Here is a 2038-nt window from a genome sequence, read left to right as displayed (position 1 = left end):
CCCAGAGCCGTCCGGCAACACGGCCTGTTCAACCTCGGCCGCGCGAGCAGTTACGCCCTCATCGGTGCCCTCGCCGGCCTGCTCGGGTCGGTGACGTTCGGGTCGGTGGCCGCAATCGAAGGGGTCGGCGACGGCCTCCGTGGCGGCGTCGGCGTTCTCGTCGGCCTGCTCATCGTCAGCGTCGGCGTCTCGTATCTGCTCGGTGGCGCCGGCGGCCTCCACCGGTTCGTTCCGGACGGCGCGCCGCTGGGTCGGCTCGTCGCCGCCGCGACCGACCGCGTCGACCGACTCGCCGCCGGCCCCGGAATCGTCGGCCTCGGCGCGCTCCACGGCCTGTTTCCGTGCCCCATCATCTACCCCGCCTACCTGTATGCGTTCGCGCTGGGCGACCCCGTTCGGGGCGGCCTCTCGCTTCTCGTCTTGGGCCTCGGGACGATTCCGACGCTGTTCCTCTACGGCACCGTCCTGGACGCCGTCAGCGCGACGCGACGGCGGTGGCTCCACCGCGCGCTCGGTGCCGCCTTCGTCGCGTTGGGGTACGTGTTGTTGGCCCACGGCCTGATGCTGTTCGGCATCCACCTCCCGCACCCGCCGCTTCCCCACCGTTCAATCACCAATGTCGTGTAAACTCTGTGACCTGCCGACGCCGGACCCGCCGATAACCGCCCCGGACACCGACGGCGAGTTCTGCTGTCGGGGCTGTCTGGAGGTCCAGCGTCGCCTCGGCGAGGACGCCGAAGCCGCCCTCGAAGCCAACGACGACGACCTCGGGACCGAACCGGTTCCGGAGGGCTGTGAGCAGGCGTTTCTCGCGGTCGACGGGATGCACTGCTCGACGTGTGAGGTGTTCGTCGAATCCCTCGGCAGCGACATCGACGGCGTCGACGCCGCCGAGGCGAGTTACGCCAGCGAGTTGCTCCGGGTCGTCTACGACCCCGACCGCGTCGACAGCGAGTCCCTCCCCGAGCGGCTCTCGGGGTACGGCTACGACGCGAGACTGCCCGAGGAGACCGCCGAAGACGACGGCAGCGACGTGGTTCGGTTCCTCATCGGCGGCGGCTTCTTCGGCATGATGGCGATGCTGTGGTACATCCTCTTCCTGTATCCGACGTACTTCGGCTACCCGCCGCTGGTCGATTTGGGCGGGTTCGCCTTCGCCTACATCGCCGCCAACATCTGGGTGTTCACCTCGGTCGTGCTGTTCTACACCGGCTATCCGCTGTTGCGCGGCGCCTACGTCAGTCTCCGGGCCGGCCGCCCGAACACCGACCTCCTGGTGTCGCTTGCGGCCGTCGGCGCCTACGTCTACAGCACCCTCGCGTTGGCCCTCGGTCGCACCGAATTGTACTTCGACGTGACCATCGCCATCGTCCTCGTGGTGACCGCCGGAACGCAGTACGAGTCCCGCATCAAGCGCCGAGCCAGCGACCTCCTCTCGGAGCTGACGGAACTCCGCGTCGAGGAGGTGACCCGTCACCCGAGCGGCGAGGTCGTCGCCGTCTCGGCGGTTGAACCCGGCGACGACCTGCTCGTCAAACCCGGCGACCGGATTCCGGTCGACGGCACCGTCGCCGAGGGGTCGGCCGCCGTCGACGAGGCGCTCGTGACTGGCGAGTCCCTCCCGCGGAGCAAGGCGCCGGGGGACGACGTTCGGGGCGGGACCGTCGTCACCGACGCCCCGCTCGTGGTCCGGGCCGGCGAGGAGGTGACGAGTACGCTCGACCGACTCGTGGAGTTGCTGTGGCGGATTCAGAGTTCCCGACCCGGCGCCCAGCGGCTCGCGGACCGACTGGCGACGGTGTTCGTTCCGCTCGTGGTCGTCCTCGCGGTGGCGACGACCGGGTGGCTACTGGCGAGCGGAGCGGCGCCCGCCGAGGCGCTTCTGACCGGCCTGACCGTCCTCATCGTCTCCTGTCCGTGTGCGCTCGGACTGGCGACGCCGCTGGCGGTGGCAAGCGGGACCCGCGCCGCGGCGGCCCGGAACGTCGTCGTCGCCACGCCCGCGCTGTTCGAGGCCGCACCGGAGGCCGACACCGTC

2 protein-coding genes are annotated in these 2038 nt (G+C 70.3%); both read left to right on the top strand.

Annotated features, from left to right (window positions below; all coding sequences use genetic code 11):
• Positions 1 to 627 (top strand): sulfite exporter TauE/SafE family protein (locus tag GJ631_RS18290; protein WP_156710525.1); only part of this gene is annotated, 627 nt, incomplete at its 5' end.
• The coding region (locus tag GJ631_RS18285) for a cation-translocating P-type ATPase (RefSeq protein ID WP_156710524.1) at positions 617 to 2038 on the top strand (1422 nt) is incomplete at its 3' end. The genes GJ631_RS18290 and GJ631_RS18285, both read left to right, overlap by 11 nt.

This window comes from Natronomonas sp. CBA1123, from assembly GCF_009741925.1.
Classification (GTDB): domain Archaea; phylum Halobacteriota; class Halobacteria; order Halobacteriales; family Haloarculaceae; genus Natronomonas.
The sequence above is the reverse complement of the archived record's forward strand: the minus strand, read 5'-3'. Positions and strand labels throughout refer to the sequence as shown.